The organism is Kribbella sp. NPDC043289, assembly GCF_056436705.1.
In genome coordinates, this window is sequence record NZ_JBWKCB010000004.1 from 271,795 (window position 1) to 297,926 (window position 26,132).

The 26,132-nt window shown below is 69.1% G+C and carries 28 protein-coding genes; 11 read left to right on the forward strand and 17 right to left on the reverse strand.

Annotated elements, in window-relative coordinates:
* Nucleotides 1-238 precede the first annotated feature (238 nt).
* The gene (leuA, locus tag AC0662_RS25640) at nucleotides 239-1,912 is read right to left on the reverse strand and encodes a 2-isopropylmalate synthase (protein WP_478304211.1); all 1,674 of its coding nucleotides are present in this window, start codon (nucleotides 1,910-1,912) and stop codon (nucleotides 239-241) included.
* A gap of 334 nt (nucleotides 1,913-2,246) precedes the next feature.
* Here leuA and AC0662_RS25645 point away from each other — a divergent pair, with 334 nt between their 5' ends.
* Nucleotides 2,247-2,909 (forward strand): response regulator transcription factor, encoded by a 663-nt coding sequence (locus AC0662_RS25645; protein WP_452203718.1) that lies wholly within the window; start codon nucleotides 2,247-2,249, stop codon nucleotides 2,907-2,909.
* Nucleotides 2,906-4,264 (forward strand): sensor histidine kinase, encoded by a 1,359-nt coding sequence (locus AC0662_RS25650; RefSeq protein WP_478303743.1) that lies wholly within the window; start codon nucleotides 2,906-2,908, stop codon nucleotides 4,262-4,264. The genes AC0662_RS25645 and AC0662_RS25650 overlap by 4 nt, the downstream gene beginning before the upstream one ends.
* Here the strand turns inward: AC0662_RS25650 and AC0662_RS25655 are convergent.
* Both AC0662_RS25655 and AC0662_RS25660 read right to left on the reverse strand, forming a co-directional pair.
* A complete protein-coding gene (locus tag AC0662_RS25655) occupies nucleotides 4,261-5,511 on the reverse strand; it encodes a DUF1501 domain-containing protein (protein ID WP_478303745.1) in 1,251 nt (416 codons plus the stop codon). The two genes, AC0662_RS25650 and AC0662_RS25655, sit on opposite strands and share 4 nt — an antisense overlap.
* Nucleotides 5,512-5,522: 11 nt before the next feature.
* Nucleotides 5,523-6,815 carry a DUF1800 domain-containing protein gene (locus AC0662_RS25660; protein ID WP_478303747.1) on the reverse strand — a complete coding sequence of 431 codons (1,293 nt, stop codon included), beginning with the start codon at nucleotides 6,813-6,815 and terminating at the stop codon, nucleotides 5,523-5,525.
* A gap of 114 nt (nucleotides 6,816-6,929) precedes the next feature.
* Here AC0662_RS25660 and AC0662_RS25665 point away from each other — a divergent pair, with 114 nt between their 5' ends.
* From AC0662_RS25665 to AC0662_RS25675, 3 genes are read left to right on the forward strand one after another with little or no spacing between them, the layout of a single operon-like run.
* Complete coding sequence (locus tag AC0662_RS25665; protein ID WP_478303749.1) at nucleotides 6,930-7,718, forward strand: EamA family transporter; 789 nt, start codon at nucleotides 6,930-6,932, stop codon at nucleotides 7,716-7,718.
* Entirely contained in the window at nucleotides 7,711-8,397 is a 687-nt protein-coding gene (locus AC0662_RS25670; RefSeq protein WP_478303751.1) for an alpha/beta fold hydrolase, read from the forward strand. Before AC0662_RS25665 ends, AC0662_RS25670 begins: the two co-directional genes overlap by 8 nt.
* A gap of 17 nt (nucleotides 8,398-8,414) precedes the next feature.
* Entirely contained in the window at nucleotides 8,415-8,831 is a 417-nt protein-coding gene (locus tag AC0662_RS25675) for a PPOX class F420-dependent oxidoreductase (RefSeq protein WP_478303753.1), read from the forward strand.
* Here AC0662_RS25675 and AC0662_RS25680 read toward each other — a convergent pair.
* Nucleotides 8,821-9,798 (reverse strand): AraC family transcriptional regulator, encoded by a 978-nt coding sequence (locus tag AC0662_RS25680; RefSeq protein WP_478303754.1) that lies wholly within the window; start codon nucleotides 9,796-9,798, stop codon nucleotides 8,821-8,823. The genes AC0662_RS25675 and AC0662_RS25680 overlap by 11 nt on opposite strands.
* A 74-nt stretch (nucleotides 9,799-9,872) precedes the next feature.
* Between AC0662_RS25680 and AC0662_RS25685 the strand changes: the two genes are divergently transcribed.
* Both AC0662_RS25685 and AC0662_RS25690 read left to right on the forward strand, forming a co-directional pair.
* Nucleotides 9,873-10,856, forward strand: a complete 984-nt coding sequence (locus tag AC0662_RS25685; RefSeq protein WP_478303756.1) for an oxidoreductase — start codon at nucleotides 9,873-9,875, stop codon at nucleotides 10,854-10,856.
* Between the two features lie 40 nt (nucleotides 10,857-10,896).
* On the forward strand, nucleotides 10,897-11,886 hold the full coding sequence (locus AC0662_RS25690; RefSeq protein WP_478303758.1) for a GNAT family N-acetyltransferase: 990 nt from the start codon (nucleotides 10,897-10,899) through the stop codon (nucleotides 11,884-11,886).
* A gap of 158 nt (nucleotides 11,887-12,044) precedes the next feature.
* Here AC0662_RS25690 and AC0662_RS25695 read toward each other — a convergent pair whose 3' ends face one another.
* From AC0662_RS25695 to AC0662_RS25725, 7 genes are read right to left on the reverse strand one after another with little or no spacing between them, the layout of a single operon-like run.
* On the reverse strand, nucleotides 12,045-12,686 hold the full coding sequence (locus AC0662_RS25695) for a hypothetical protein (RefSeq protein ID WP_478303760.1): 642 nt from the start codon (nucleotides 12,684-12,686) through the stop codon (nucleotides 12,045-12,047).
* Nucleotides 12,683-13,351, reverse strand: coding sequence for a GNAT family N-acetyltransferase (locus AC0662_RS25700; RefSeq protein WP_478303762.1), 669 nt, complete (start codon nucleotides 13,349-13,351; stop codon nucleotides 12,683-12,685). Before AC0662_RS25700 ends, AC0662_RS25695 begins: the two co-directional genes overlap by 4 nt.
* Nucleotides 13,351-14,280 carry a GTPase Era gene (gene era, locus AC0662_RS25705; protein WP_452203730.1) on the reverse strand — a complete coding sequence of 310 codons (930 nt, stop codon included), beginning with the start codon at nucleotides 14,278-14,280 and terminating at the stop codon, nucleotides 13,351-13,353. The genes AC0662_RS25700 and era overlap by 1 nt, the downstream gene beginning before the upstream one ends.
* Complete coding sequence (locus AC0662_RS25710; protein ID WP_452203731.1) at nucleotides 14,264-14,608, reverse strand: cytidine deaminase; 345 nt, start codon at nucleotides 14,606-14,608, stop codon at nucleotides 14,264-14,266. Before AC0662_RS25710 ends, era begins: the two co-directional genes overlap by 17 nt.
* Nucleotides 14,609-14,617: 9 nt before the next feature.
* On the reverse strand, nucleotides 14,618-15,922 hold the full coding sequence (locus AC0662_RS25715) for a hemolysin family protein (protein ID WP_452203732.1): 1,305 nt from the start codon (nucleotides 15,920-15,922) through the stop codon (nucleotides 14,618-14,620).
* A 33-nt stretch (nucleotides 15,923-15,955) separates the two neighbouring features.
* A complete protein-coding gene (gene ybeY / locus AC0662_RS25720) occupies nucleotides 15,956-16,435 on the reverse strand; it encodes an rRNA maturation RNase YbeY (protein WP_387784872.1) in 480 nt (159 codons plus the stop codon).
* Nucleotides 16,432-17,358, reverse strand: coding sequence for a PhoH family protein (locus AC0662_RS25725; protein WP_452203740.1), 927 nt, complete (start codon nucleotides 17,356-17,358; stop codon nucleotides 16,432-16,434). Before AC0662_RS25725 ends, ybeY begins: the two co-directional genes overlap by 4 nt.
* Nucleotides 17,359-17,745: 387 nt before the next feature.
* Between AC0662_RS25725 and AC0662_RS25730 the strand changes: the two genes are divergently transcribed.
* Together AC0662_RS25730 and AC0662_RS25735 are read left to right on the forward strand one after the other, a co-directional pair.
* Nucleotides 17,746-18,255: a SigE family RNA polymerase sigma factor gene (locus AC0662_RS25730; RefSeq protein WP_452203733.1), complete on the forward strand. Its 510-nt coding sequence runs from the start codon at nucleotides 17,746-17,748 to the stop codon at nucleotides 18,253-18,255.
* Complete coding sequence (locus AC0662_RS25735) at nucleotides 18,252-19,421, forward strand: Gmad2 immunoglobulin-like domain-containing protein (RefSeq protein ID WP_478303765.1); 1,170 nt, start codon at nucleotides 18,252-18,254, stop codon at nucleotides 19,419-19,421. The genes AC0662_RS25730 and AC0662_RS25735 overlap by 4 nt, the downstream gene beginning before the upstream one ends.
* Nucleotides 19,422-19,435: 14 nt before the next feature.
* Here AC0662_RS25735 and AC0662_RS25740 read toward each other — a convergent pair whose 3' ends face one another.
* From AC0662_RS25740 to AC0662_RS25765, 6 genes are all read right to left on the reverse strand, one after another.
* Complete coding sequence (locus AC0662_RS25740; RefSeq protein ID WP_478303767.1) at nucleotides 19,436-19,765, reverse strand: ArsR/SmtB family transcription factor; 330 nt, start codon at nucleotides 19,763-19,765, stop codon at nucleotides 19,436-19,438.
* A gap of 24 nt (nucleotides 19,766-19,789) precedes the next feature.
* On the reverse strand, nucleotides 19,790-20,506 hold the full coding sequence (locus AC0662_RS25745; protein WP_478303769.1) for a 16S rRNA (uracil(1498)-N(3))-methyltransferase: 717 nt from the start codon (nucleotides 20,504-20,506) through the stop codon (nucleotides 19,790-19,792).
* 316 nt (nucleotides 20,507-20,822) lie between these two features.
* A complete protein-coding gene (gene dnaJ, locus AC0662_RS25750; RefSeq protein ID WP_452194415.1) occupies nucleotides 20,823-21,968 on the reverse strand; it encodes a molecular chaperone DnaJ in 1,146 nt (381 codons plus the stop codon).
* A gap of 25 nt (nucleotides 21,969-21,993) precedes the next feature.
* Nucleotides 21,994-23,016, reverse strand: a complete 1,023-nt coding sequence (gene hrcA / locus AC0662_RS25755; RefSeq protein WP_452194417.1) for a heat-inducible transcriptional repressor HrcA — start codon at nucleotides 23,014-23,016, stop codon at nucleotides 21,994-21,996.
* A gap of 104 nt (nucleotides 23,017-23,120) precedes the next feature.
* Nucleotides 23,121-24,224: a Gfo/Idh/MocA family protein gene (locus AC0662_RS25760; RefSeq protein WP_478303772.1), complete on the reverse strand. Its 1,104-nt coding sequence runs from the start codon at nucleotides 24,222-24,224 to the stop codon at nucleotides 23,121-23,123.
* Nucleotides 24,209-24,850 carry a ThuA domain-containing protein gene (locus AC0662_RS25765; RefSeq protein WP_452194421.1) on the reverse strand — a complete coding sequence of 214 codons (642 nt, stop codon included), beginning with the start codon at nucleotides 24,848-24,850 and terminating at the stop codon, nucleotides 24,209-24,211. The genes AC0662_RS25760 and AC0662_RS25765 overlap by 16 nt, the downstream gene beginning before the upstream one ends.
* A 92-nt stretch (nucleotides 24,851-24,942) precedes the next feature.
* Here AC0662_RS25765 and AC0662_RS25770 point away from each other — a divergent pair, with 92 nt between their 5' ends.
* Entirely contained in the window at nucleotides 24,943-25,329 is a 387-nt protein-coding gene (locus tag AC0662_RS25770; RefSeq protein ID WP_452194422.1) for an EF-Tu/IF-2/RF-3 family GTPase, read from the forward strand.
* 21 nt (nucleotides 25,330-25,350) lie between these two features.
* A complete protein-coding gene (locus AC0662_RS25775; RefSeq protein ID WP_452194423.1) occupies nucleotides 25,351-26,121 on the forward strand; it encodes an MBL fold metallo-hydrolase in 771 nt (256 codons plus the stop codon).
* Nucleotides 26,122-26,132 lie beyond the last annotated feature (11 nt).

A 26,132-nucleotide genomic window follows, 5' to 3' on the forward strand; every position in this document is an offset into this window, starting at 1 on the left:
ACGCGACTGCAGGGGAAAGTCGGTGGCGCAGACCTTTCAACAACAAGACTTAGTAACGCTGTCTTGCAAGGATCTGCGCATAGTGACGACAGTGTGCGCAACCTCGGTCACCGAGTCAACGACTTGAGGCAACGTTGAGACAACGTTGCAGAGTGTGACGTAACGGTACCGGGGCGTACAGGAATTGCCCGCCCCCAACACGGGGGACGGGCAATTCGAGGTTAAGAATGCGGCCTGATCAGCGGGTGGCGCGGTTGACAGCCGACACTACGGCCTTGAGCGATGCGGTGAGGATGTTGGCGTCCCGGCCGACGCCCCAGAAGACCTCGTCGCCGACCTCGCACTCGACGTACGCCGCGGCCAGCGCGTCGCCGCCCGCGGAGAGCGCGTGTTCGTGATAATCCAGGACACGGACGTCGTACTTCAGCGGCTGCAGCGCGTCGACGAAGGCCGACACCGGACCGTTGCCCTCGCCAACCAACTCGTGGGGAACACCATTGGCATAGACCTGTACGCGGAGCTGGTCGCCCTGGCCTTCGCCCGAGGTCGAGTTGACGCTCAGCAGCGACAGCTTGCCGGGCGCCAGGTACTCACCCGCGAAGATGTCCCACATCACCTGCGGGCCGACCTCGCCGCCCTCGTCGTCGGTGTGCTGCTGGATCACCCGGCTGAACTCGATCTGCAGCCGGCGCGGCAGGTCGAGCCGGTGCTCCGACTTCATGATGTACGCGACGCCGCCCTTGCCGGACTGCGAGTTGACCCGGATCACGGCCTCGTACGACCGGCCGACGTCCTTCGGGTCGATCGGCAGGTACGGCGCCTCCCAGGTGATCTCGCCGACCGGCTTGCCCTCGGCCGCGGCCTGCTTGTCGAGCGCCTCCAGGCCCTTCTTGATCGCGTCCTGGTGGGAGCCCGAGAACGCGGTGTAGACCAGGTCACCGGCGTACGGCTGGCGCTCGGGGACGCGCATCTGCGTGCAGTACTCGACCGTACGGCGGATCTCGTCGATGTCGGAGAAGTCGATCTGCGGGTCGATGCCCTGGCTGAACAGGTTCATGCCCAGCGTCACCAGGTCGACGTTGCCGGTCCGCTCACCGTGGCCGAACAGGCAGCCCTCGACGCGGTCCGCGCCGGCCATCAGGGCCAGCTCGGTGGCGGCCACCGCCGTGCCGCGGTCGTTGTGCGGGTGCAGGCTGATCGCGCTGTGCTCGCGGCGGGTCAGGTTCCGGCCGAACCACTCGATCTGGTCGGCGTACACGTTCGGGGTGCACATCTCGACGGTGGCCGGCAGGTTCAGGATGATCTCGCGGCCTTCGGCGGGCTGCCAGACGTCGCTGACCGCCTCGCACACCTCGAGCGCGAACTCCATCTCGGTGCCGGTGAAGATCTCCGGGCTGTACTGGTAGCCGAACTCGCAGTCGCCCAGCAGCTCGTCGGCGTACTTCATCACGGTCTCGGTGCCGCGGACGGCGATCGTGCGGCACTCGGCCTTGTCGACGTTGAACACCACGCGGCGGAACAGCGGCGCGGTCGCGTTGTACAGGTGGATGGTTGCCTTGGGCGAGCCCTGCAGCGACTGCACGGTGCGCTCGATCAGCTCCTCACGCGCCTGGGTCAGCACCGAGATCGTCACGTCGTCCGGGATCGCGTCGCCCTCGATCAGGCTGCGGACGAAGTCGAAGTCGTACTGGCTGGCGCTCGGGAAACCGACCTCGATCTCTTTGTAGCCCATCTTCACCAGCAGGTCGAACATCCGCCGCTTGCGGGCCGGCGACATCGGCTCGACCAGCGCCTGGTTGCCGTCCCGGAGGTCGGTGGACAGCCAGCGCGGGGTGTGGTCGACGGACTGGGCCGGCCAGGTGCGGTCGGGCAGGTCGATCGGCGGGAAGGGGCGGTAACGATGGGTCGGCATGCCGGACGGCTGCTGGACGGGCTTGGGCTGGTTCTTCGGTGCCACGGGGGTGCTCCTCGGGATACGTCTTACTGCACAGGGTCGCTGGACGACCGGCGTAACGACGAAACTCCGCGGCGAGGGAACCGGCCTTGTCAGGCCTCGCCGCGGCAGCGAAGGAGGAGAAGCTGGTGCCGCATGATGCCTGCGACTATATGCACAACTCCCCCGGGCCGTCGAACCGGGGGTCTCGACGGGCGAGATACGGACAGTGACGGCGTCCTCGCTGAGGATGTGCTGAAGATTCCGTCCGGCTGTGACAGAGCGGTCTGATCGCGGTGCGAGGATGGCCCGCATGACGGCGCGGGTACTGGTGGTCGAGGACGCGGAACCGATCCGGACCGCCGTCGGGATCGCCTTGACCGAGGCTGGCCACGACGTGCGCACCCGGCCGGACGGCGAAGGGTTCGAGCGCGAGCTGGCGGAGTACCGGCCGGATCTGGTGCTGCTGGATGTGATGCTGCCCGGGCGGGACGGGTTCGAGCTGTTGGCGGTCGCGCGGGAGACGTCGAACGCCGGGGTGATCCTGCTGACCGCGCGGGACGCCGTTGACGACCGGCTGCACGGACTGCGGACCGGCGCGGACGACTACGTGGTCAAGCCGTTCGTGCTCGCCGAACTGATCGCGCGGGTTGAGGCGGTGCTGCGCCGGATGGGGCGGCTGCGCACCGTTCTCGCGATCAGCGACCTCGAGGTGGACGTCGAGGCGCGAGCGGTACGCCGGGGCGGGACCGAGATCGAACTGACGGCGACCGAGTTCAAGCTGCTCGCGTTCCTCGCCGGCCGCGCGGAGAAGGTCGTCGGCAAGACGCAACTGCTGACCGCGGTGTGGGGGTACGACGACTACGCCGACAACCTCGTCGAGGTCTACGTCAGCGGCCTCCGCCGCAAACTCGAAGCCCACGGCCCCCGCTTGCTCCACACCGTCCGCGGCTCCGGCTACGTGCTACGCCCATGAGCGGATTACGAACCGCATCGCTTCGGGTCCGGGTGACGCTGACTGCTATTGCCGTGTTGCTGGTGGTTCTGCCGATCACCGGGTTGACGGTGAAGGCGGTGTTCGACGCGCAGGCCGAGCGCAGCCTCGACTCGCTGCTCACCGGGCGGGCTCAGCTGGCGCAGCAACTCGCGCGGCAGAACGTTGCGCCCGGCAACTTGGTACGGCGGGTCGACGCGGACGGGGTCCGAGTGACGTTGACCCTGCGGAACGGACGGCAACTCGGTGCGCCTCCCGTCGACGCCGGCGGGACCGTCCGGCAGGTGAAGGCGACGCTGCAAGCGGGCCAGCAAACAAAGGGCGCGACGCTGCTGCTGTCCGCAGACACCGGGTTGCTCGCCGATGCGAGTGCGCGACTGCGGACCGTTCTCCTGCTGTCCGGCGTCGCGGCGATCCTGATCACGGCGCTCGCGCTGGTCATCGGTATGCGGTTCGCGCTGGCACCGTTGGACGCGATGACGGGGTTGGCGCGATCGATCGCGGCCGGACGGCGAGGTGGGCGCTTGCAGCCCGAGCGCGCCGACACCGAACTCGGCCGGACGGCGGCCGCGTTCGACGAGATGCTCGACGCACTCGAAGGCGCGGAGGACACCGCGCGACGGGCCGAGGGGACGGCGCGGCAAGCGGAAGGTACGGCGCGACGTGCCGAGGGTGCGGCGCGGCAAGCGGAGGGCGTGGCGCGGCGGTCCGAGGACCGGATGCGGGAGTTCATGGCGGACGCTGCGCACGAGCTGCGTACTCCGGTCGCCGGGTTGCAGACCGCCGCGGAAACACTGATCCAGCTCGGCCCCGAGGCGACGGCCGAGCAGCGCGAGGAGCTGGAACTGCTGCTGGTCCGCGAGTCCCGCCGCGCGGGCACGCTGGTCGGCGATCTGCTCGAGCTGAGCCGCATCGACGCCGGCCTCCAGCTCCACCTGGCGCAGGTCGATCTTCGCCATCTGGCTGATGCTCAGGCGGCTCGCCTGCGGCTGGTGGCACCCGATGTGAAGGTTCAGGTCGACGGCACCGCAACCGTCAGCGCCGATCCCGAACGCCTCACCCAGGTCCTCGCCAACCTGGTCGACAACGCCCTCCAGGCAGGGGCCCACAGCATCCACATCACCGTCGCGCAGACCGGCGTACTGGTCGAGGACGACGGTCCCGGCGTCCCACCCGAGGCCCGCGAGCGCATCTTCGACCGCCTCGTCCACGGGCCGCACAGCAAAGGCGCCGGCCTCGGCCTCGCCATCGCCCGCGGCGTAGCCCGAGCCCATGGCGGCGACCTCACCGTGGAAGACGGCAAGGTAGGCGCCGCCTTCCACCTCCGCCTCCCCTAGGTACGGAGGAGGTTCGGGATGGTGGTCGTGTGGTTCGCGAGGATTTGGGCGGGGTCGGCGCCTAGGACGTGGTGGAGGACTGTGGCGTAGACGTCACGGAAGTCGGTGCCCGCCTTGAGGTCGCCGTTGGAGAGGTCCGTGAGGCTCGGCTGATCGCCGAAGAAGCCGCCGGACACCTTCTCGCCGAGCACGAAGACCGGACCGGCGGTGCCGTGGTCCGTGCCGTCACTGCCGTTCGCCTGCACCCGGCGGCCGAACTCGGAGTACACGAGGACGACCGCGTTCTTGCCACGATCGGTCTTCTGCAGCCGCTGCGCGAACGGGGTCAGTGCACCGTCCAGCTCGGTCAGCAACCGCTGCTGCGTTCCGCGTTCGTCCGCGTGAGTGTCGAACCCACCGAGCGAAGCCGAGTACGCCCGCGTCGGTACGCCGGCCTCGATCAGCCCGGCGATCAGGTCCAGTTGCGCGCCGAGCTGCGACGCGCCACCCGCCGACGCGCCCTTCGTCCGCTCCTCGTCGTCCGGGACCTCCTGCTCGTGACCACTCCGCACCGCCTTGCCCAGGACCTGCGTCGCATTCTGCAGATCCAGAACCGACTTCGCAGCCCGCGCTTGCCAGGGCCCCTCCCCCGGGCTCGGCTTGCCCAACGCGGCGTACGCCGTCCCCAAAGCCCCACCTGGTAAGGCCAAACCACGTAACGGCAACGACGCGGCGGCCGTGGTCGCACCCGCGAGCAGCGGGGGAAGCGTCGGCTCGACCGACACCGCGCGCAGCGGATCCGCGCCGGTCGCGTCCAGCCACCGGCCGAGCCACCCGGTCGGGACGGGTGACTTGGGTGACGCCGTCTGCCAGATCGCCATCGAGCGGAAGTGACTGCGGTCCGGCTCCGGGTACCCGACCCCGCGGACGATCGCGAGCCGCTTGTCGTCCCACAGGCCCTTGAGCCCTTTCAGGCCAGGGTTCAGTCCGAGGCCCTCACCGAGATCCAGTACCTCGTCGGCGCCGTACGCCAAATCCGGCCGGGCCTTCTGGTACGCCGGGTCCGCCGCGGGCACGACCGTGTTCAGCCCGTCATTGCCGCCGTACAAGGTGATGACGACCAGTACGGAGTCGTCGCTCGGCAACGGATCGTCGACGGCCGCGGCCATAAGGTCCGACCAGTTCACCTGCGTGGCACCAGCCGCCAGCGCGCCGGCAGCGGTCACGCCGCTGAGCGTCAGGAACCGCCTTCTCGTCAGGTTGTCCATCGGTCCTCCACTCATCCGCTCACGACGTACTCGGGTGCGCAGGCAGCGACCGCCGTCAGCTGCGCAGGGTTCTTCACTCCGGCCAACGCACTCTTCGTTCGATCGGACCAGCCGTCCACACCGAGCAGTACGGCGACCGCGGCGACCTTGTCGCGAGGGTCCTCGACCGCCGACAGATCGGCCTTCTTCGCCAACTGCTGCGCGAGTTGCAGCCGCGTCACGCCGGCCGACGTGGTCAGCCAACTCGCACCGGCCGGCCAACCACCCACACTCGGGGGCCGGTACGGGAGCTGTCCCATACCGCGCAGACCGGCGAGCAGTTTGTTCTGCTCCTTCTCCTGCAGCTTGCCGGGCCGCAGTCCGAGCGCCCGCATCAGTCCGACCGTCCACTCCACCGGCTGCTTCACCAGCCCCGACGCCGGATCCTTGAACCCCGGTTCGGCAACCATTGCTGTGAGCAACGACCGGATGTCGCGATTCACGCCGTACGCCGCAGTCAGCCGCGCGACCGTCGCGGTATCGGGTGGAGTCGCCGACACCAACCGGAACCACAACCGCCCGATCACGAAACCGGCCGACGCGGGTTGCGCCAGCGCGAGCCCGGCGAACGCCTTCGCGTCGAAGTCACCGGTCTTGCCGAGCACCGTCTTCGTGCCGGAGTCGAACCGCTTGCGCTGGAACGTCGCGGCGCGACCGTCCTTGCGCAGCACCCACCCGGTCAGACAGCGGGCGCCCTGCGCGACGTCGGCCTCCTGGTAGTGACCGATGCCGAGCGTGAACAGTTCCATGAACTCGCGGGCCAGGTTCTCGTTCGGCGAACCCTTGCGGTTCCGTTGCCCGTCCAACCAGCGGATCGTCGCAGTGTCGACGATCATCGCCTGCGCGAGATCGCCGAACCGGCCGAGCGCGAGCCGGCGCTGGGTCTGGTTCTGCGCCAGCATCCAGGCCGCGTTGCGGACCTTCTGGTTGCTGGTCGCGAAGTGGCCGTGCCAGAACCAGGTCAGCCGCTCGCCCGCGGTCCGGCTCACGACCATCCGGTCGAGCCACCAGATCGTCAGCTTGCGCTCCTGCGCGGCCCGCTGCCGGTTGGCGGCCTTCTTCGCGCCCTGGTCGTCCTTCTTCGGCTGCGCGGGCGGTTCCAGTGCGGTCGGCGGTGGTATCGCGGCGGCGGCCGCATCCGTCGCGTGGCCGAGCAGGCGCCGTACGGTCGCGTCTGCGGTGGCATCGAGGTCACCCGGCGCGGGGCCGAACCCCAACCGATCGTTGAGCCGCCGGAGCACGGCCCTCTCGCTGATCTCGGTCATGCCCCCGATCGTTTCCGTCGAGCCGCCCTCGGACCAGGATCCGGCGGCTTTCTTCAGGTGATCCACAGGTGCCGGGTAGACAGCGTCTATCGACATCCGGTAGACACTGTCTACGTGATCGCCCTGGGTCTGCTGACCGCCTCCGCCGGCTGCCACGCCGCCTGGAACCTGTTGCTGAAACGAGGCGGCTTGGGCGGTCCCGCGTTCGTCTGGTTGTGCGGGCTGCTGACCTTGCCGATCTCGGTCGTGCTCCTGCTCCGCGGGTCGCTCGCCACGAGCTGGTGGGCCGGCCTCGTGAGCATGGCCCTTCACACGACGTACGCCGTGACGCTGCAGAAGGCGTACGGCGCCGCGGCGTTCTCGACCGTCTACTCGGTGAGTCGCGGCGCCGGCCCGGCGTTGGTAGCGGTGGCGAGCGAATCCGGGACACGGGTCTTCGGCGGCGCGGCGTTAGTGCTGGCCGGGGTCCTCATCATGGACCGGCCGCGCTCGCGGACGCCGGCGCGCGGGGTCGTCCTCGGGTTGCTGGTCGGCGGATGTACGGCGGCGTACACGCTCTGGGACGAGTACGCCGTCAGCTCGCTGCACATCGACCTGCTGACGTATCTCGCGGTGGCCAACGTGGCGCAGGTTGTCGTCTTGTCGGCCATCGTCCGCGATCACCAGGGAGCCCTGCGGAACTGGCGGCAAGCGCTGCCGATCGCCGTACTCATGCCGGCCAGCTACGGCCTCGTACTGCTGGCGCTGTCAGTCGCCTCGGTCGGAACCGTGGCGATCGGGCGGACGCTGAACGTCGTTCTCGGCGCGCTGCTCGGAGTCGTCGTCCTGCGCGAGCGGCTGGATCGCGCTCGCATCGTTGGTCTCGCCATCATCATCGGTGGCGTCCTATTGGTGAGTGTCTGAGGGGAACAACGTGAAAGACCTGGTCTGTCTGCATGCCGGCACGAGCGGGCCGTCGACCTGGGACCGCTTCGTGCCCGCGTTCGAGGAGCTCGGATACCGGGTGCACTGCCCGACCCTGCCCGGCCACGGCACCGCGGCGCGCCAACGCCCGTACCGCCTGGACGCCTTCTGCGATCAAATACTGCGCGATCAGGTACTGCGTGAGCTCGGCGGGCCGGTCACCTTCGTCGGGAACTCGCTCGGGGCCTTCGTCGCGAGCGCGGTCGCGGTCGCCGAGCCGGATCTTGTCGAGCGCATGGTCCTCGAAGAGCTGCCGGTCCCGCCGAGGGACTCCGACGATGCTGGTCCCACAGTGCGGTCGATTCCGCCGTTGGCGTTGCTCGCGGCCGGCTGGCTGAGTCGGCGCCGGTGCGATCCGGTTCTCCTTCGAGATGTGATCGCGGATCTCCGGCGCCCACAGACGGCCTGGTGGGACGGCTTGGCGGCGGTCAAGGCGCCCACGCTCCTGCTGGCGGGCGGCCCCAAGAGTCACCTGGATCAAACCCGCTTCGCCGCGGTCAGCGAAGTGATGCCGGCCGCGACGGTCACCACGATCGAGGCGGGCCACCGCATCCACAGCCGCCAACCCGACCAGTGGCTCGCGACAGTCCGGGAGTTCCTTGCCTTCAAGGGCGCTTGAATTTCTAGAGTGTCGGTATGACGGAAAACCTCCTCGACCGGATCGGGACCCACGGGCTCTGCGTACTGGTCACCATCAAGCGCGACGGCCGCCCCCAGCTGTCCAACGTCACCTATGTCTTCGACGGCACCCGCCTCGGCGTCTCGCTGACCGACGACCGGGCCAAGACCAGGAACCTCCGCCGCGACCCGCGCGCCAGCCTGTACATCAACGGTTCCGGCGGGCGCTCGTACATCGTCCTCGAGGGGAAGGCCGAGCTCAGCCCGGTCGCCGCGGACCCGCACGACGCCACCGTCGAGAGCCTTGTCGACTACTACCGGACCGCATCCGGCGAGCACCCCGACTGGGACGAGTACCGCGCGGTGATGGTCCGGGACAAGCGGTTGATGCTCACGATGACCGTCGACCACGCCTACGGGATGCCTAAGCCGTAGCAGCGACTTCCGTTTCGGGTGTCCCCCGCGCCGCCCGCGCCGCCTCGCGGTACCGGCGCGGCGCGACACCGTTGACGCGTTTGAAGGCATTGCTGAACGCGCTGTTGGACATGTAGCCGAGCGAGCGCGCGAGGGCCGACAGCGGCTGATCGTCGTCGCGCAGCGCTCGCTCGGCGAGGCGCATCCGCCAGTTCAGCAGGTACGTCAGCGGCGGGACGCCTGCGACCGAACGGAAGCGTTCCGCGAACGTGGTCCGGGACATCGCGGCGGCCTGCGCGAGTTCCTCGAGCTGCCAGACCCGCCCGGGCTGGTCGTGCATCAGGTGCAGCGCCGGTGCGATGCGGTCGTCGGCGATCGCGCGCAGCCAGCCGACCGGGAGCGCGTCGGACGCGTCCAGGCAGGCCCGGAGCGCCTCGAGGAACAGCAGGTGCGCGACATCGTCGGCGGCCAGGCTCGCGCCGGGCTCGGCGGTCGACACCTCGCGCAACAGGCGGTTGAGCAGCCAGTGGAAGGTCGCGGCCCGCTCGTCCGCGGCCCGCAGATGGATCACCGGCGGCAGCGCGCGGAGCAGCAGTTCCTCGCCGGTGCGATTCAGGGACACGTGGCCGCCGACGCCGACCACCCGCTGGCCGATGCCGGACCCGGCTCCGCTGCCGAAGCGGGCGATCGGACCGTCGGTGGCACCGAACGCGGCCACCGCGTCCTCGACCGGCACTGCGTCGGAATTGCCCTTCACGAACTCGTGCCGACCGTCGAACAGCACGACGTCCCCCGCCGCCAACTCGATCCGGTCGGCCGTCAGGTCGTCGTCGAAGTCGATCCAGCACGTGCCCTCGACCGCGGCGGTGAACTTCAGCCGGTTCGTGGCCGGGTACCGCAGCCGCCACTCGCCGATCGCCTCGAACCCGCGGGAGACGTGGCAATGCGCCTCGGTGAGCGCGAGGGTGTCGGTGAGCGGATCGGCCATTATCCGTACTATCGCGCAAGTAATCAGCACTCTCAAGCATTCAGAGTCCGAGTACGGCGGCCTACTGTCGAAGTATGCAAACACCAATGGGATCAGGATTCACCGCGGCCTCCACGACGAACGACGTACTGGACGGCATCGACCTGCACGGGAAGGTCGCGATCGTCACCGGTGGGTACTCCGGTCTGGGCAAGGAAACCGTTCGCGCGTTCCGGTCAGCCGGCGCGGATGTCGTCGTACCGGCGCGGGATGTCGCCCGGGCGAGCGCCGAGTTGGCCGATGTTGGTGGAGTCGCTGTTGAGGAGATGGACCTACTCGATCCGGCGAGTATCGACGCGTTCGCGGACCGGTTCCTGGCGAGCGGGCGTGCGCTGCACATCCTGGTGAACAGCGCCGGGATCATGGCGAACCCGCTGACCCGCGACGCCCGCGGGTACGAGTCGCAGTTCGCGACGAACCATCTCGGGCACTTCCAGCTCACGACGCGGCTGCTGCCGGCGCTGCGGAACGCTGGTGCCGCTCGGGTGGTGTCGGTGTCGTCGCGCGGGCACCGGTACAGCGACGTCGACTTCGACGACCCGAACTTCGAGCAGCGCGAGTACGCGCCGTACCTGGGGTATGGGCAGTCGAAGACGGCGAACATCCTCTTCGCGGTCGAACTGGACGAGCGCGAGCGTGCCAACGGCATCCGCGCATTCGCCGTCCACCCGGGGAGCATCGTCACGAACCTCGCGCGCTTCACGGATCGCGAGACGCTGCGGCAGGGCGGGATCCTGGACGCGAACGACGAGCCGGTGATCGACCCCGCCCGCGGCCTGAAGACGGTCGAGCAGGGCGCGGCGACCCAGGTCTGGTGCGCGGTCAGCCCCCAACTCGAGGGGTACGGCGGCGTGTACTGCGAGGACGTGGACATCGCGAAGGTGCACACGTCGGACGAGCCGGACGTCGGTGTGCTCGCGGTGACTCCGGGCGCGTTCGGCGTACTGCCTTATGCGATCGACGCCGAGAACGCGCGCCGGCTGTGGAAGCTCAGCGAGGAACTTCTCGACCGCGGATAAACCAGTCGCGGTAAACCGGTGGTTCGTGGACGCTGAGGGTGTGGAGATCACGAAACTGTCGCCCGACAACGAAGCCGGGTGCGTCGAAGCCGTCGCGATCCGGAACGCCGCGTGGAAGCTGGACTGCCCGGAGATGGTCGAGGCCACGCCCCGCGGGTTCGCGAACATGCTGCGCTACGGCTGGGACCTCGAGCCGCAGGACGCCTATCTGGCGCGGGACGATGACGGAGTCGCCGTCGGCCTGCTGGGACTGTCGGTGCCGACGTACGACAACACGAACCAGGTGTGGGTCGACATCGACGTCCACCCGGACCACCGCGGCCGGGGCGTCGGGTCTGCGCTCGTCGAGTACGCCGAGCAGGTGGCGCGCGAGCTCGGCCGGGACACGGTCGGGTACGGCTGCATCGATCTGCCGAAGGCGGACGCGTTCGCGCGGCGGCACGGGTTCGAGCAGAAGGCGATCGAGGTGAACCGCCGGCAGGACCTCGCGACGCTCGACTGGGACGTCGTCCAGTCCTTGTACGACGAGGCGGTGGGCGCGTCGACGGCGTACGAGCTGACGACGCTGACCGGGGCGCTGCCGGAGGAACTGCTGGAGCCGATGGTCGAGCTGACCGGCTCGATCAACGACGCCCCGAAGGACGACCTGGACATGGAGGACGACGTCTTCAGTCCGGAACGCCTGCGCGCCTACGAGGAAGCGCAGGCGAAGAGCGACCACACGATCTATCGCGTGATCGCCCGGGAGAAGAGCACCGGCGCACTGGCCGGGCACACGGTCATCGCGGTCGAGCGCGAGCGCCCGCACATCGGCGAGCAGCACGACACGGCCGTCGACCGGGCGCACCGAGGCCATCGGCTGGGCGCGCTGGTCAAGTCCGCAATGCTGCTGTGGCTCCGGGAGGCCGAGCCGGCCGTGACCCAGGTCGACACCTGGAACGCGGAGTCCAACAACCACATGATCGGCATCAACGAGAAACTCAACTACAAGATCGTCGCCCGCATCCTCGCGTACCAGAAAACGATCTAGTCGGGAGAATCGGCAGCTCGACAGGAGGTGTCGACGATCCGCCCTCGATTCCAGCTCTTCTCAGGCGTGCGCACGCCAGCAGTGGGCATATACGTACTGTCGAGCTGCAGGTCGGAGGACGGTTCGGGCTCGGCAGGCACAGACAGACGGCATGGGCGCTAGGTTGCTGGGTGGCCAAGGCCGAAGAGGCTGGCCACCCGGTCGACCAGTGTGTCCTCCGTGGTGGCGATCGCGACGTCGACACCGGTCAGGCCGAGCCGTGCAACGTCCGCCGTCAGCCGCTCGGTGAACATCCGGTCCCGTTCGAGCAGGTTGCCGAGCGCCCGCTCCGGCGCACTGGTCCGCCCGGCGATCGCCCACAACGAACCGCGGTGCTCGATCGCCATCCGCCGGAACTCCGGTGTCGGCAGCAACCAAACCGCCCGCCTCCGATCGGCAAGCAACGGTGCAACGAGCTCAGGCAACAGCCGAAACCCTTCCACCACAACCGGCTCCGGCGGCAGCTGCAGCAGGTCGTCGACGATGAGCTGGAAACCCTCGCCCCGGAACCAGTGGAACGTGTCGAGCATGACGCCGGGTGCGCGGTTCGCCCAGCGTTCGTCCATGTCCATCGCCAGGAACTCGTGCAGGTACGGGCTGTCGGTCGCGGTCGTTCGCGCCGAGTGCTCCCCCATCATCCGGTCCGTGTCGTACAGCCGCAGGCCGAATCGGGCGGCGAGGCGGTTTGCGACTGTTGACTTGCCTCCACCGGTGCCGCCGCCCAGCCAGTGGACGTGGGTGAGGCGGGCGGCGGCTGTCATGCGGGCTCGACGAGGGTGACCTTCATGCGGTTCGAGACGGTGAAACCCATCGACTCGTACAGGCGGATCGCGGCGGTGTTCGTGCCGCCGGTGTGCAGGAACGGGCTGCTGCCGGTTGACGTGATGTGGGCCGCGACAGCTCGGATCAGGCGAGTGGCGAGGCCCTGGCCGCGGGCCGACTCGTGGGTGCAGACGGCGCTGATCTCGGTGTACCCAGGCAGGTTGAACCGCGTGCCGGCCATCGCGATCAGCTCACCCTCACGACGGATCCCCAGGTAAGTGCCGAGCTCAATCGTCCGACTCCGGAACGGACCGGGATCGGTGAGCGCTACCAGCGCGAGCATGTCAGGCACGTCGTCGACGCGCAGCACGACCGCCTCGGGATCATCGGCCGCGAGATCCGCCGGCGCGGTGAACTGCACGAGATCGAACACGCGGTCGAGCTTGAACCCGTCCGGCACCGGGAACTCGGGCCGCATCAACGCGCCGACGGTCCCCTGCCCGAGCAGTACGGCGGCATCCGCCCAGTCCGCCGCCGTCGGCTCGTCCGGAAGACCGAGGAACGGCGCCACCGCGGACGGGTACCGCCGGGCGTTGCCCCGGACCTCGGCGAACGACGCGTGCGGCCCGGTCAACGCGGCGTACACGGGATTCTGCAGGCTCATCAGAAGCCCAGCTTGCGAAGGTTCTTCGCGTCGGTCTGCCAGTTCTTGGCGATCTTGACGTGCAGGTCGAGGTAGACAGGCGTCCCCAGCAGGGCCTCGATCTGCTTCCGTGCGGCCGCGCCGACCTCGCGCAGCCGGGCGCCCTTGTGACCGATCACGATGCCTTTCTGGCTCTCGCGCTCCAGGAAGATGTTCGCGTAGACGTCGAGCAGCGGCTTGTCCTCGGGCCGGTCCTCGCGCAGGTTCATCTCGTCGATGGTGACGGCGATCGAGTGCGGCAGCTCGTCCCGGACACCCTCCAGCGCGGCCTCGCGGATCAGCTCGGCGACCAGCGTCTCCTCGGGCTCGTCGGTGATGTCGCCGTCCGGGTAGAGCGGGAAGCCCTGCGGCAGCAGCTTCACCAGTTCGTCCGCGACCAGGTCCACCTGAAAACCGGACGTCGCCGACACCGGGACGATCGACGCCCACTCGATCCCGACCGACTCGCCGAGCGCCTGGATCTCGGCCAGGTGCTCGACCATCCGGTCCGGCGCGACGAGGTCGGCCTTCGTGGCCAGCGCGACCTTCGGGGTCTTCGCGACCTTCGCCGCCTCGCTCACCAGGAACCGGTCACCGGGACCGATCTTGTCGCTGGCAGGCAGGCAGACCGCGATCACGTCGACCTCGGCCCAGGTCGTCTTGACCAGGTCGTTCAGCCGCTCGCCGAGCAGCGTCCGCGGCTTGTGCAGACCGGGGGTGTCGACCAGGATCAGCTGCGCGTCCGGCCGGTGCACGATGCCGCGCACGGCGTGCCGCGTGGTCTGCGGCTTCGACGAGGTGATCACGATCTTCTTCCCCACCACTGCGTTGGTGAGGGTCGACTTCCCCGCGTTCGGCCGGCCCACGAAGCAGGCGAACCCGGACTTGAAGTTCTCAGGTGTGGACGACATCGCGAACCTCTCCACTTCCTTCGGCCAGGACGACCGGGACGTTCGCCCCGGCGAAGTGGCGTACGACGTTCACGTCGACGGAGTCCCCGGCACCGACCCCGTCACCAACCACCGCGGCGGCCTCCAGCCCCTTCACACCCGACGCCAGCGCCATCGCGACCGCCAGCTGCAACGCGGTCAACTCGACCGTGTCGAGCGCGACGGTGCAGGCAGCGTACGTCCGGCCGTCGGAATCCCGTACGGCGGCGCCCTCAGCAGCCCGGGTACGGGCCCGGGCAGCGCGAGCGAGCGTGACGAGTTTGGCGTCCTCAGCGGAGAGGTCAGGCAACACAGGCTCCTAGGCGTGCTGGTGATTCTGGTCTTGTGGCGCGGGGGTGGGCTCCTCGCGTCGTACCAGAACCGTACCTACCTGGTTGCGGCGACCCGACGGCCGCTCCGCCGTCAGCGACAGACCCTCGAGCGAGACCTCGGCGCCGGGGATCGGCACCTTGCCGAGCAGCTTCGCCATCAGACCGCCGACAGTGTCGACGTCGTCGTCGTCCAGCGGCACGCCGAACAGCTCGCCCAGCTCGTCGATCGGGAGCCGGCTGGAGACCCGGTAGCTCCCGTCCGAGAGCTCCTGCACCGAGTCCGGGTCCTCGTCGTACTCGTCGGTGATCTCGCCGACGATCTCCTCGAGGATGTCCTCGATCGCCACGAGTCCCGCCGTACCGCCGTACTCGTCGACGACGATCGCCAGGTGCATCCGGGCCGCCTGCATCTCGCGCAGTAGCTGGTCGACCGGCTTGGAGTCCGGCACGTACATACACGGCCGCATCACCGACTCGACCCGCTCGGTCGACTCGGCCTGGGCGTTGTCGTAGACGCGACGCATCACGTCCTTGAGGTAGACGACGCCGAGGATGTCGTCCAGCGACTCGCCGATCACCGGGATCCGCGAGTACCCCGAACGCAGGGCCAGCGAGGTGAGCTGGCGGAGTTTCTTGTGCTTCTCGATGTAGACCATGTCGGTCCGCGGCACCATCACCTCGCGGACGATGGTGTCACCGAGCTCGAACACCGAGTGGATCATCTGCCGCTCGCCGGACTCGATCACCGCGGACTTCTCCGCGTAGTCGACCAGCGCGCGCAGCTCGGCCTCGGTCGCGAACGGTCCCTCGGCGAACCCCTTGCCCGGGGTCAGCGCGTTACCGATCAGGATCAGCAGCTTCGGCACCGGCCCGAGGATCCGGGTCAGCGCCATCACCGGACCGGCGGACAGGATCGCGAACCGGTCCGAGTGCTGCCGGCCGAGCGTCCGCGGCGCGACGCCGATGATCACGTACGAGACCAGCACCATCACCACGGCGGTGATCAGGATGTGCTCCCAGGTCACCTCGAAGACGCCGGACAGCGCCTGGGTGACCAGCACGATCGCGGTGATCTCACAGATCAGGCGGAGCAGCAGCAAAGAGTTCAGGTACCGCGGGGCGTCCGACAGCAGGTCGCGCAGCTTGACCGCGCGCAGGTTGCCCTGCTCGACCTGCTCGTTCGCCCGCACCTTCGAGTACGACGACAGCGCCGCCTCCGCGCCGGCGAACAACCCGGCGAGCAGCACGAGCACAGCGGCCACAACCAGCAGAACGAGGTCGTGGTAGGTCATGGGAACGTCACTCCTGACCGGCAGAGGGCGCCATCAGGCACCCTCCAGTCTGTTTCCAGGTGCGCGCCATGCTTCCAGCAGGCGACCCTGAACGTCCCACATCTCGGCTTTCTCGGCGGGTTCAGCATGGTCGTACCCGAGCAGGTGCAGGATGCCGTGCACCGTCAGCAGCTCCAGCTCGGCCCACGTGCCATGCCCGGCCTTCGCGCCCTGCGCGGCCGCGACGGTCGGGCAGAGCGCGATGTCACCGAGGTGGCCGAGCGGCAGCTCGCCGTCGTCCTCCTCGGCCGGCCCCGGCCGCAGCTCGTCCATCGGCCACGACATCACGTCGGTCGGACCCGGCAGGTCCAGGAACTCGACGTGATACCGCGCCATGGTGTCCTCGTCGACCAGCTTGATCGACAACTCACACTCCGGGTGCAGCCGCAGCGACGACATCACGAAGCGGCTCAGCCGCATCAGTCCGTGGGCGTCGATCTCTACTCCGGACTCGTTGTTGACCTCGACGTTCATCGCTGGTGATCAACACTGCCTTCGTAGTTCTCGTACGCGGACACGATCCGGCCGACCAGCTTGTGCCGGACGACGTCGTGCGAGGTCAGCCGGCAGAACGCGAGGTCCTGCACGCCTTCGAGGATTCCCTGGACGACCCGCAGACCCGAGTTCGTGCCGTTCGGCAGGTCGACCTGGGTGACGTCGCCGGTGACGACCATCTTGGAGCCGAACCCGAGCCGGGTGAGGAACATCTTCATCTGCTCCGGCGAGGTGTTCTGCGCCTCGTCCAGAATGATGTAGGCGTCGTTCAGCGTCCGGCCGCGCATGTAGGCCAGCGGCGCGATCTCGATCGTGCCGGCGGTCATCAGCCGCGGGATGGACTCCGGGTCGAGCATGTCGTGCAGGGCGTCGTACAGCGGGCGCAGGTACGGGTCGATCTTCTCCGACAGGGTGCCGGGCAGGAACCCGAGCCGCTCGCCGGCCTCGACGGCCGGCCGGGTCAGGATGATCCGGTTGACCTCCTTGGCCTGCAGCGCCTGGACCGCCTTGGCGACCGCCAGGTAGGTCTTGCCGGTACCGGCGGGGCCGATGCCGAAGACGATGGTGTTCTTGTCGATGGCGTCGACGTACCGCTTCTGGTTCAGCGTCTTCGGCCGGATGGTCCGGCCGCGGCTGGACAGGATGTTCTGGGTGAGCACGTCGGCGGGGCTCTCGACCGTGGCGGCCTTGATCATCGCGATGCTGCGCTCGACCGAGTCGGCGGTCAGGCCGTGCCCGGTGCGGATCACCGCGATCAGCTCGTCGATCAGCCGCTCGGCCAGGGCCAGCTCGGCGGGCTCGCCGATCAGCGTGATCTCGTTGCCGCGGACCATGATGTCGGCGGCGAACTCCTTCTCGACGATGCGGAGGAACTCGTCCCGGGCTCCGAGCAGGGCCACCATGTCGATGCTGTTCGGCACGACGATCTTGTGCGACGCCTGCGTGCTGGTGGCAGCCTCACGAGCGGTGCCGTTCGCGCGCGCCTCCGGTTCGATACTGCGTGGCCTGGACAGGCTCTTCCTCCTGAGTACGGGTGATGTGACTTTCTCCATGCTAGCCGCCTCGTCCGACACCCTCACTCGGAATTCCCCGAGACACGCCTACCCGGGGCGCCGGAGCGCCGTACGAACGGAACCTTCGGTGCTGCGTGACGACCCGGCCACTCCCCGTCAACGCACCTGTCCGTCCGCTGAGAATTGCACTGACCGGGGCCTGCTTGTTGTCAACCTGGGACGCCATCTTCGCGTCGTCTTTTCGTGGCGCAACCGGCTGTGGTGTACGAAGAGTGCGTGACACCTGAGTCCTCGTGGGATGCCGACGAGGCGCTGACGGCTGTGTACACGGCGCACTACACCTCGCTCGTCCGCCTCGGCGCACTGCTGTTGCGCGACACCGGAACGGCGGAGGAGATCGTCCAGGACGCGTTCGTCGCGATGCACGGCCGCTGGAACCGGCTCCGCGACCCTCACAAGGCTCTCGCGTACCTGCGGACCGCGGTGGTGAACCGCTGCCGGTCCCGGCAACGCCACCTGATCGTCGTGGACAAACACACCCCCAAGGCCCTCCCCGACGAGCCGAGCGCCGAACAGGCGGTACTGCGCAGCGCGGAGACGGACCGCGTGATCGAGGCGATGCGGACGCTGCCGGAGAAGCAGCGCACCGTGATGGTGCTCCGGTACTACGGTGACCTGTCGGAAGCCGAGATCGCGGACACGATGGGCATCAGCCGGGGCTCCGTGAAAAGCCATGCCGCGCGCGCGACGAAATCGCTGCGCCAGCTCCTGGAGCAGAACGCATGAACGACAGCACGCCGAACGACCCGTTCGACGACCTGATGCGGCGGGCGTTGCACGACGAGGCCGACCGGATCGAGCCCGCCGACGCCCTGCCGGAGATCCGCGCCCGCGCGCACGCCCAGCGCCGGCCCGTCCACCGGCGCCCCTGGCTCCTGACCACCGGTGTGGCCGCTGTCGGCACCGCGGCGGCGATCGGCGCCTTCACTGTCTTCACCGGCAGCGACAACACCGCCAACGACGGCGACACGGTCGCCGGTTCTGGTACGACGGCCACCGCGTCCGCCGTACCGCAGGGCCGGACCCCGTCGGTCGCGCAACCCTCGCCGGCACCGTCGGTGGTCTCGCCCGAGGCCTCGTCCGAGGCGTCGACCGGGGCGTCGATTGGGGCCACCACCATCCCGCCGTACAAGGCCATTCCGCCGACCACAACCGGCGCGCCCGAGCAGGCCGTCAGCAACGCGCTCGTTCCGGTCTACTGGATGGGTCAGCAGGTCGGCGCCCGGAAGAAGACCGCGACCCGCCTGTACCGCACCTGGGCCAAGGTCAGCGGCCGGCCGGCCGAGGAGGCGGTCCGGATCATGACCACGAAGCGGCCGGACGACCCGGACTACTTCACGGTCTGGCGCGGCGCCGCGGTGAACACCGTGACGCGGTCGAACGGCCTGGTGACGGTCGACTTCAAGCAGCTGCCGAAGACCACGCTGGACGCCGACGTCGCGCAGGTCGCGACGCAGCAGCTGGTGTACACCGTGCAGGGCGCGTTGAAGGACGACCAGACCCCGATCCAGGTCACGCAGGGCGGGCAGTCGGTGCCGAAGCTGTTCGGTCAGGTCGACGCCACGGCGCCGCTCGGGCGCGCGCAGGCGGCGGACGTGCAGGCCTTCGTCTGGATCGAGTCGCCCGCAGAGGCCCAGGTGCTCGGGGAGGACCAGGTCACGGTCCAGGGCGTGGCGAACACGTTCGAGGCGACGGTCAACTACCAGGCGACGAACCTGAAGACCCGCGAGACGAAGAAGAGCTTCACCAGCACGAAGGAAGGCATGAAGTTCTCGCCGTACGCGTTCCAGCTCACGCTCAGCCCGGGCCCGTGGCAGATCAGCGTCTACCTGGTGTCCGCGGCGGACGGCACGATCACCGACACGGATTCCAAGTCGATCCTCGTGAAGTAGGCCTGGTGAAGTAGCTAGTCCGCGCGGTCGATGGTCGCGGCGAGCAGTCCCGGGAAGGCCTGGTCGAACTCGGTCCGGCGGAGCCGGTTGAGGCGGCGGGCGCCTTCGTCGCGCTGCTCGATCAGGCCGGCGGAGCGCAGTACGGAAAAGTGGTGACTGGCCGTTGCCTTCTTCACCGGGAGGTCGAAGGTGCCGCAGGCGCGCGTCCAGTCGTCGTGGACGGCGAGGTCGCGCAGGATCGAGCGGCGGACCGGATCCGCGAGCGCGTCGAGTGCCGTCTGCAACGGCACGTCGACCGGTGCGACGTGCTGCAGGGTTCGCGCTCGCGCTGACTCGACAACCATGGTGTTCGAAGTCTACCTAACAGCTCAACGCCAGCGGGAACGGGCGAGCAGCGCGGCCGCCGCAGCGACGCCCGCGGTCGAAGTACGGAGAACGGTGTCGCCGAGGCGGACGGAGTCGACGTCGAAGCTCTTCAGCTCGGTCGGCGCGATCCCGCCTTCGGGGCCGATCACGATCACAACGTCACCGGCGGGGGGAACCTCCAGGGACGCCAGCGGGGTAGTCGCCTCCTCGTGCAGTACGACGGGCAACGCCGCGCCGGCCAGCAACTCGGCAACCTCGGCCGTGGTCGCGACCGGAGCCACCTCCGCGAACCAGGTACGGCGTGACTGCTTGCTCGCCTCGAACGCCCACGCCCGCCACTTCGCGAGCATCTTCTCGACCCGCTCCGGGTTGGCCCGGAACTGACTCCGCTCCGCGTTCCACGGCACGATCACGTCGACGCCGACCTCGGTCAGCATCTCGACCGCGAGCTCGGCCCGCTCCCCCTTCGGCACAGCCTGCACTACGACGACCCGGGGAGCCGGCGCCGGCTCACTCCCCCGCACGTCGACTGCCACCGTTACGCCGGCCTTGGAAGCGGAAACCACGGCACCCTCGGCCCAGGCGCCCCGCCCGTCCGTCAGCCGAACGCGCTCGCCCGGCCCAATCCGCCGTACGACGGCTGCATGCCGGCCCTCCGGTCCGTCGAGCGTCAGCTCCTCGCCGGCCAGATCGGCACGGAAGAACACCGCGACCCCCATCGTCCCAACACCTCCACCATCCGAGCGTGACCGTCCGAGCGTCCACCGTTTGAGGGGCCGGCCCCTCAAGGGGTGGGTTCTCCCCCCGAATTTCCAGGGGCCTTCCCGCCGTTTGGGGGCCGGCCCCTCAAACGCTGGGTGCGCGACCCGAAATCCCAGGGGCCCTCCCGCCGTTGAGGGGCCGGCCCCTCAAAGGATGGGTCCTCCCCCCCCGAAATCCCAGGGGCCCTCCCGCCGTTTGAGGGGCCGGCCCCTCAAACGGCACCGGGCGCGGAGCGGGCGCGCGGGTGGGTGGGTGGGTGGGTGGAGGTGCGGGTTAGTGGGCGCCGAAGGCGTCGCGGAGGCGGCCGAAGACGCCCTTGTGGGTGGCCTGGACCTGGCCCTGCGGACGCTCCTCGTCGCGGGCGACGGCGAGTTGCCGGAGCAGCTCGGCCTGGTCGTCGTCGAGCTTCGTCGGCGTCTCCACGATCACCTGCACGATCAGGTCGCCGCGCCCCGCGTGCCGCAGCCGCGGTACGCCGCGCGCGGTCAGCGTGACCGCGGTGCCGGACTGCGTGCCGGGGCGGATCTCCAGCGGGGTCGTCTCGCCCTCGAGGGTCGGCAGGTCGATCGTCGTACCGAGCGCGGCCGCCGTCATCGGCAGCGTGACCGTGCAGTGCAGGTCGTCGCCGTTGCGGGTGAAGATCTCGTGCGGCTCGACCTCGATCTCGACGTACAGGTCGCCGGCCGGACCGCCGCCGGGACCGACCTCGCCCTGACCGGACAGCTGCACCCGGGTGCCGCTGTCGACGCCGCCGGGGATCTTGACCGTGACGGTACGCCGGGAGCGGACGCGACCGTCGCCGGAGCACTCGACGCACGGGTTCGGGATCGTGGTGCCGTAGCCGCGGCAGTTCGGGCACGGGCGCATCGTCCGCACCTCGCCGAGGAACGACCGCTGCGTGTGGGTCACCTCGCCGCGCCCGTGGCAGATCTCGCAGGTCACCGGTTCGGAGCCGGCCGCCGCGCCGGATCCGCTACAGGTCGGGCACAGTACGGCGGTGTCTACCTTGAGCTCGCGGGTGGTCCCGAAGGCCGCCTCGGCGAGATCGATCCGGAGCGGGATCAGCGCGTCCTGGCCGCGCCGGGTCCGCGGCCGCGGCCCGCGGGTGGCCCCGCCGGTCTGGCCGAAGAACGCGTCCATGATGTCGGTGAAGGTGAACGCCTGGCCGAAGCCCTGACCACCCGGCCCGCCGGCCCCGGCGGTCGCGAACGGGTCGCCGCCGAGGTCGTGCATCTGCCGCTTCTGCGGGTCGCTGAGCACCTGGAAGGCGCGGCCGATCTCCTGGAACTTCTGGTGCGCGTCCTCGGAGTCGTTCACGTCCGGGTGGTACTGGCGTGCCAGTTTGCGGTACGCCTTCTTGATCTCGTCCGGTGACGCGTCGCGGCTGACACCTAGGACGGCGTAGTAATCGGTGCTCATACTCCAGACCAGTGGTTGTTGTCGTTTAGGAGTCGGCCAGGATCTGGCTGACGTAGCGCGCGACGGCGCGCACGGCGCCCATCGTGCTCGGGTAGTCCATATGGGTCGGGCCGACGATGCCGAGGGTGGCCAGCGCCTCCGACTTCGACCCGTATCCGGTCGCGACCACCGAGGTGGTGGCGAGCTCCTCGAACGGGTTCTCGTGGCCGATCCGGACCGTCAGGGTCTGCGGATTGGTGGCCTCACCGAGCAGTTTGAGCAGGATGACGTGCTCCTCCAGCGCCTCCAGCACCGGCTTGACGTTGCGCTCGAAGTCGTCGCCGTACCGGGTCAGGTTGGCGGCGCCGCCGACCGCGATCCGCTGCTCGCCGACCTCGTCGGTGAACGCCTCGAGCAGCGTGGTGACGATCGACGCGACCAGCGACCGGTCGGCCGGAGCGAACAGCTCCGGGACCCCGGCCAGGGATGTGGTCGCATCGGTCAGGCGCTGGCCGGCCAGCACCGTGTTCAGCCGGGACCGCAGGTCCGCGATCAGCTGCTCCTCGACGTCGTGCGGGTGCTCGACGAGGCGCTGCTCGACGCGGCCGTTGCTGGTGATCAGCACCAGCAGCAACCGCCGCGGGGTCATCGTGACGACCTCGATGTGCCGGACACTCGACCGGTTCAGCGAGGGGTACTGCACGACGGCGACCTGGCGGGTGATCTGCGCGAGCAGCCGGACCGTCCGCCGGACGACGTCGTCCAGGTCGACCGCACCGGCCAGGAACGACGTGATCGCCTTCTTCTCGGCGACCGACAGCGTCTTGACCGTGCTGAGCTTGTCCACGAACAGCCGGTACCCAGCATCGGTCGGAATCCGCCCCGCGCTGGTGTGCGGCTGGGTGATGTACCCCTCCTCCTCCAGCGCGGCCATGTCGTTACGCACAGTGGCCGGGGAGACTCCGAGGTTGTGACGATCCACGAGCGTCTTCGAACCGACCGGCTCGTGGGTCGCCACGTAGTCCTCGACGATGGCGCGGAGCACATCGAGCTTGCGTTCGTCCAGCACGCGCGCACACCCTCTCTCGATCGACACTGGCACTCGAAAGTTCCGAGTGCCAGTCTACCGAGCCGTAGGAGCTCGCACTGACGCGTGGCGGCGTGGGGCGGGTCTCAGGCGGTCTCGGGGGACGCCCCCAACGGTACGGCGGCCGGACGCTCGACCGTACTCGCGACGTCCACGGGCTGGTCCTGGACCGCCGCCTCGAGCAACGACTCGAGTACGTCGAGCACGTGGTACGCCAACGCTCCGTCAGCGCGATGCGGCTCACCGTTACGGAGGGCCCGGGCCATGTCCGCGACGCCGACGCCGCGGCCCGCTCCGGCGTACCCACCGGCGACCGGGACCTCGGTCCAGTCACGCTGCGCGGCCGTCGCGATCTCGACGGTGCCGTCGAAACCGTTCGGGTCCGGCACCGACAGGCTGCCCTCGGTCCCGTGGATCTCGATCCGCGGCAGCCGGGCCGCCCAGACGTCGAAGGACATCAGTACGGTCGTCAGCGCACCGGACTCGTGCTCCAGTACGCCGGTGACGTGCGTCGGCACCTCCACCGGGAACTTGGTGCCGGCCCGCGGACCCGAGTGGATCTCGCGCTCCTGCTTCGACTGGCCGGCCCGTGCGGTGACCCGACGTACCGGACCGAGCAGTGTGACCAGGCTGGTGACGTAGTACGGGCCCATGTCGAGCACCGGGCCGCCACCGGGCTGGTAGTAGAACTCCGGCGCCGGGTGCCACAGCTCGTGGCCGGGAGTGGTGAAGGCAGCAAAGGCTGCATGCGGTACGCCGATGTCGCCACGGTCGATCACTGCTCGGGCGGTCTGGGTACCGGTGCCGAGCACGGTGTCCGGTGCGCAGCCGACCCGGAGGTTGTTCGCGGCGGCGTACTTGAGCAGCGGCTCGGCCTCGGTACGGTCGACGGCGAGCGGCTTCTCGCCGTACACGTGCTTGCCGGCTTCCATCGCGGCCTGGTGCACCGGGGCGTGCGCGGCCGGGATGGTCAGGTTGAGGACGATCTCGACGTCGTCGGCGGCGTACAACTCGGCCGGGGACAGCGCGCGGATGCTCGGGAACTTGTCGGCGATCGCCTGGGCGCGGGAGACGTCCAGGTCGGCGACCGCGACCACGTCGACGCCAGGGAGCTTGCCCAGGTGGTCGAGGTACGTGCCGGAGATGACACCGGTGCCGACGATGCCGATGTTGGTCACTTGCTCGCCCACAGCAGCCCCCGCTCGATGATGGTGCGAACCTCGGGCGTCTCCAGGTCGTCCAGCTTGTGGCCGACGGTGCAGACGAAGACCTTGCCCTCGCCCCAGGTGCGGGTCCAGATGGCCGGCATCACGGCACCCTCGATCCACGGGTAGTCCGGGTGCGCCTCGAACGTCGTGGTGGCGAGGACGTTGTTGGTCGGGTCGGCGTGCACGTAGTACTGCTCGGTGTGTACGTCGAAGTGCTTGATGCCCTCGACGATCGGGTGATCGGCGACCACGTCGACCCGGTAGTCGTTGAAACCGTGCGGGTGCGAGATGAACTGCCCGCCGGTGATGAAGCTGTAGTCGGAGTTCTTCCGGAACGAGTCGACGATGCCGCCGTGCCAGCCGGCGAACCCGGTGCCGCGGCGGATCGCGGCCTCCAGGCCCTTGAAGTGCTCGGGCTCGATGTCGCTCATCGTCACGCACTGCAGCACCAGGTCGACGCCGTCCAGGTCCAGGTACGCCGCGGTGCTGTCGGAGACGGTGACGTCGTAACCGCTCTCCTTCAGGAAGGGGATGAACAGGTCGGTCGCCTCGACCGGGGAGTGACCTTCCCAGCCACCCCTGACCACCACAGCACGTCGTGTCGTCACACCGGCCACCCTTCGAAAGTTTCGGAATTCCGTTCGGAACACTTGCGACTCTAGGTCCGCGGGAGAGCCTTGCCAACCACTACTCTCAAGGGATGGGCTGGAAGTTCTGGAAGCGGACGAACTCGATGGATCCGCAGGAGATGCTGGCGCGCGGGCACTCGCAGCCGAACAGCTTCCCGGAGCCACCGCGGCCGCAGGACACGTTGCCGGTTGGGGCGTTCGGGATGGCGGTCGAGGACGTGTTCTCGATCACCGGGCGCGGCACCGTCGTCACCGGGCGGGTGCAGGCCGGGACGGTGATGGTCGGCGAGCAGGTGCTGATCAGCCGCGCCGGGCAGCCGCTGCTGCAGGTCGAGGTGGCCGGTCTCGAGATGTTCCGCAAGATCGTGCAGACCGCGCAGCCCGGCGACAACGTCGGCGTACTGCTGCGCGGCGTCAAGCGGGACCAGGTCGCGAGGGGCGACGTACTGAGCAAGTAGCGCCCCAGTAGTGTCGGGGCCATGAGTACGTGGACGGAGCTCGGCGACCGCACTTGGGTCCGCCGGTACGACGAGTGGGACCTGAACGTCGGCCTGGTCGTCGGGTCGGACGGCGCCGTGGTGATCGACACCCGGGCCACCACCGAGGAGGCCGAGCAGCTCCGCGAGCACATTCGCGAGCTGACCGACGTACCGGTGAAGTTCGTCGTCAACACGCACGCGCACTTCGACCATGTGGTCGGCAACAGCGTGTTCACCGAGGCCGAGGTCTACCTGCACGAGAACGCGGCCGCCGAGGAGAACCTCGCGGGTACGACGTTCGCGGCGGCCAAGGTGATCGACCTCGGCGACCGCCGCGTCGAGCTGGTGCACGTCGGCAACGCGCACACCTCGGGCGACGCGGTCGTGGTCGTCCCCGACGTCGACGTGTTCTTCGTCGGTGACCTGCTCGAGGAGTCGGCGCCTCCGTCGTACGGCGCGGACTCGTTCCCGCTGGAGTGGCCGGACACGATCCAGGCGGTGGTCGGGATGATGCCGGCGGACGCGAAGATCGTCCCCGGGCACGGCGCCGTCGTGGACCTCGAGTTCGCCCACGACCAGGCGATCGAGCTCGGCAAGGTCGCCAACACGATCTCCACGCTGCACCACGCCGGCACCTCCCTCGACGACGCGCTGAAGCACACCGAGGACTGGCCGTGGCCGGTCGACAAACTCCAGGACGCGATCCGCCGCGGCTACCAGGTCCTCGGTACGCCGCAACGCCCGAGCCTCCCGCTCCTCGGCCCGAGCTGAGCCTGCGTTTC